The following is a 4,148-nucleotide window of genomic DNA, read 5'->3' on the forward strand; positions in this document are numbered from 1 at the left end:
CGCGGCGCCCGGCCGCCGTGACCGAGGCCGAGCTGCACCAGATCCTCGTGTGCCCCGACGTCGAGGGCGCCACCGTGGCCCCGCCGCCGGCCGGCGTGCCGCCCGGGGCGGACGCCCCGTGACCCGACTGCCCTCGACCAGACCCCGAACCGACACCCACCTAAGGACGGACCACGCGTGACCCCTCAAGACCTGCAGACCGACGTGCTCGTGGTGGGCGCGGGCCTCGGCGGCATCGCCGCTGCGCTGGCCGCCGCCGACCGGGGCGCGAGCGTCGTCCTCACCGAGGAGCACCCGTGGATCGGCGGGCAGCTGACCTCGCAGGGCGTGCCGCCGGACGAGCACCCCTGGGTCGAGCGGTTCGGCGTGACGGCCCGCTACCGCGCGCTGCGCGACGGTATCCGCGACGTCTACCGCCGCCGCTACCCGCTGACCGACGGAGCGCGGGACTGGGCCGAGCTCAACCCGGGCGCCGGGTGGGTGTCCAAGCTGTGCCACGAGCCGCGGGTCGCGGTCGGCGTGCTGGAGGAGATGCTGGCCCCGTACCGCTCGGCGGGCCGCATCCGGCTGCTGGAGCGCGTGCGTCCCGTGTCTGCCACGGCGGACGGCGACCGGGTCACCTCGGTGACCCTGCGCTCCGTGGTCGGCGGCGCGGACGTGACGGTCGCCGCGGCCTACACGGTCGACGCGACCGAGACCGGCGAGCTGCTGCCGCTGACCGGCACGGAGTACGTCACCGGGTTCGAGTCGCGGCACGAGACGGGGGAGCCCAGCGCCCCGGACGTGGCCCAGCCGGACAACGTGCAGGCCCTGAGCGTGTGCTTCGTCGTCGAGCACACCGACGGCGACCACACGATCGACAAGCCCGAGCGCTACGACTTCTGGCGCGCCTACGCGCCCGCCGCCTGGGGCGGCGAGCAGCTCCTGTCGTGGACGGCGCCCAACCCCCGCACGCTCGCGCTGGAGAAGCGGTCGTTCACCCCCAACCCGGGCGACGACCCGCTGGCCGTCGACGCCGACCAGTCCAAGAACGCCGGAGACGGCAATCTCTGGCTGTTCCGCCGTATCGCCGCGCGCGACCTGCACGAGCCCGGGTTCTACGAGAGCGACCTGTGCCTGGTGAACTGGCCGAGCATCGACTACTTCCTGGGGCACGTGCTCGACGTCTCCCGCGAGGAGGAGGAGGCCCGGATCGCCGACGCCCGGCAGCTCAGCCTCTCGATGCTCTACTGGATGCAGACGGAGGCGCCGCGGCCCGACGGCGGCACCGGGTTCCCCGGGCTGCGGCTGCGGCCCGACGTCATGGGCAACGCGGACGGCCTGGCCCAGGCGGCCTACCACCGCGAGTCCCGCCGCATCAGGGCGGTCACGACGATCACCGAGAACGACGTGTCCTACGCCGTGCGCGGCGACCAGGGTGCCACCCGGTACGCGGACTCGGTGGGCGTGGGCATGTACCGCATCGACCTGCACCCCTCGACGGGCGGCGACACGTACATCGACGTGCCGTCCACCCCGTTCGAGATCCCGCTGGGCGCCCTGCTGCCGCGCCGCACCACCAACCTGCTGGCGGGCAACAAGAACATCGGCACCACGCACATCACCAACGGGTGCTACCGGCTGCACCCGGTGGAGTGGAACGTGGGCGAGGCCGCCGGCCACCTGGCCGCGCACTGCCTCGCGACCGGCCGCACCCCGCACTCCGTCCAGTCCCAGCCGGACCAGCTCGCCGACTACCAGGCCGAGCTCGTCGCCGCCGGCGTCGAGCTGCGCTGGCCGGACGAGGCCCACCCCTACTGACGCGGGCGGCGTCCGCCCGCACCGGCACACGCCGGCGACGTCCCGTCGCCGGATCAGTCCAAAGGAGAACTGATGTCTGTACACCACATCCGGAACCGCAGGACGGCGGGAACCGCCGCCGTCCTCGGGACGGCGCTGGCCCTGTCCGCGTGCGCGGGCGGGACCGACGCGCCGGTCGGGGAGCCCGAGACCCCGTCCGAACCGGTCGACCTGCGCATGACCGTCTGGACGGCGGACGAGACGCAGCTCGACCTCTTCCAGTCCATCGCGGACGCCTACGTGGCCGAGAACCCGGAGCTGGTCTCGAGCGTGAAGTTCGAGACCATCCCGTTCGAGGACTACACCACCGCGCTGACCACCCAGCTCGCGGGCGGCAACGCCCCGGACCTGGCCTGGATCTTCGAGAGCAACGCCCCGGAGTTCGTCTCCAGCGGCGCGCTCGTGGACCTGCGCCCGGTGCTGGAGGGCACCGAGGGCTACGCGTTCGAGGACCTCGTGCCGAGCGCGCTGACGCTGTGGGAGGACGGCGACGGCCTGTACGCCTATCCCTTCTCCAACAGCCCGTTCGCGATGTTCGTCAACACCGACCAGATCGAGGCCGCGGGCCAGCCCAACCCGGTCGACCTGGTGGCCGACGGCGGGTGGACCTTCGACGCGGCGCGCGACATCGCCGCCGCCACGGCCGAGAAGTCCGGCAAGCAGGGCTTGGTGGTGCGCGACTTCGACTACCAGTCGTGGGAGAACCTGGCCACGGTCTGGTCCGGGTGGAAGGCCGCTCCCTGGAGCGCGGACGGCACGCAGTGCACGTTCACCGACCCGGCGATGGTCGACGCCATGACCTGGTTCCACGACGCCGTGTTCACCGACGCCGCGATGCCCGCGCCGGGCACCACCGCCGACTTCTTCGCCGGTGACGCCGCCATGACGATCACGCAGATCAGCCGGGCCTCGGCCCTCGACGACTCCTTCCACTGGGACATCGTGCCGCTGCCCGAGGGGCCGGCCGGCAAGCAGAACGTCGTGGGCCAGGCCGGGGTCGGGGTCTTCGCCGCGGGCGAGCACCCGGACGTCGCCGCCGACTTCCTGGCGTACTTCACGAACGCGGAGAACGCCGAGCAGCTCGCGGCCTACTTCCCGCCGCCGCGCCAGTCGCTGCTCAACGGGGACAGCCTCGCGGCCGCCAACCCCAAGCTGACGGCCGAGCAGCTCGAGGCCGTGGTGGTCCAGGGCGTCGAGGACGCCGTCACCAAGCCGGCGCACAAGAACTTCGCCAAGCTGTCCGAGACCGTGCGCGCCGAGCTCGACGCGCTGTGGGTCGAGGACGCCGACGTCGAGGCCGTGCTGACCGACACCTGCGCGGCGATCACGCCGCTGCTGGAGGACTGATCGTGGCAACAGCGTCAGCGGCGGTGCGCCGCGACTGGCTCGTCGGGTACACCATGGTCGCCCCGGTGGTCCTGGGGTCCCTCGCCTTCGTCGTCCTGCCGCTCGGCATGGTGGTCTGGTACTCCCTGCACGAGTGGAACGTCCTGGCGAACACCTTCACGTTCGTCGGGGCGGAGAACTACCAGCGGATGGCGTCCGACCCGGGCCTGGGCGACGCACTCCTGGCGACCGTGTGGTTCTCGATCGGGCTCGTCGTGGTGAACATCGCGCTGGCGCTGTTGCTCGCCGTCCTGCTCAACCAGAAGCTGCCCGGGACCACCACGTTCCGGACCTTCTTCTTCTCGCCCGTCGTCGTCTCGCTGGTCGCCTGGACCATCGTCTGGAGCTTCCTGCTCCAGGCCGACGGCGGTATCAACGGGTTCCTGTCGGTGCTCGGTGCCGAGGGCCCGAACTGGCTGCGGCACCCCACCACGGCCATGATCGCCGTCATCATCGTGCAGGTCTTCAAGAACGTCGGCCTGAACATGATCCTGTTCCTCGCGGCGCTGCAGGGCGTGCCCGAGGAGCTGCAGGAGGCGGCCCGGCTCGACGGCGCCGGCGCGTGGCGCCGGTTCCGCTCGATCACCCTGCCGCTGATCAGCCCCACCATCCTGCTGGTCTCGATCATCACGATCGTCGGCTCGCTCGAGGTGTTCGCGCAGATCGACGTCCTCACCGGGGGCGGCCCGGGCAACTCGACCACGGTGCTCGTCTACTACCTGTACCAGCAGGCGTTCCGGTTCAACGAGTTCGGCTACGCCAGCGCCCTGGCGGTGCTCCTGTTCCTCATCGTCCTCGTACTGACGCTGCTGCAGTGGCAGTCGCGCAAGAGGTGGGTCTTCCATGAAGTCTGACGTCATGCCCGCGCCCGCCCCCGGGCGGCCCGGGCCCAGCGCCCCGGCCGTGCCGCCGGGCGACACCCG

General features: G+C 71.9%; 3 protein-coding genes. All 3 read left to right on the plus strand.

Annotation, left to right across the window (positions count from 1 at the left end; all coding sequences use genetic code 11):
- Nucleotides 1-177: 177 nt before the first annotated feature.
- The 3 genes from PROKR_RS07435 to PROKR_RS07445 all read left to right on the plus strand — a co-directional run bounded on the left by PROKR_RS07435 (nucleotide 178) and on the right by PROKR_RS07445 (nucleotide 4,079).
- Nucleotides 178-1,800 carry an FAD-dependent oxidoreductase gene (locus PROKR_RS07435; RefSeq protein WP_211240057.1) on the plus strand — a complete coding sequence of 541 codons (1,623 nt, stop codon included), beginning with the start codon at nucleotides 178-180 and terminating at the stop codon, nucleotides 1,798-1,800.
- A gap of 72 nt (nucleotides 1,801-1,872) precedes the next feature.
- On the plus strand, nucleotides 1,873-3,186 hold the full coding sequence (locus PROKR_RS07440) for an ABC transporter substrate-binding protein (RefSeq protein ID WP_084800301.1): 1,314 nt from the start codon (nucleotides 1,873-1,875) through the stop codon (nucleotides 3,184-3,186).
- Between the two features lie 2 nt (nucleotides 3,187-3,188).
- Nucleotides 3,189-4,079 (plus strand): carbohydrate ABC transporter permease, encoded by an 891-nt coding sequence (locus PROKR_RS07445; protein ID WP_245605736.1) that lies wholly within the window; start codon nucleotides 3,189-3,191, stop codon nucleotides 4,077-4,079.
- Nucleotides 4,080-4,148: the final 69 nt, after the last annotated feature.

This window comes from Promicromonospora kroppenstedtii DSM 19349, assembly GCF_000515355.1.
In the GTDB taxonomy this organism is placed as follows: domain Bacteria; phylum Actinomycetota; class Actinomycetes; order Actinomycetales; family Cellulomonadaceae; genus Promicromonospora; species Promicromonospora kroppenstedtii.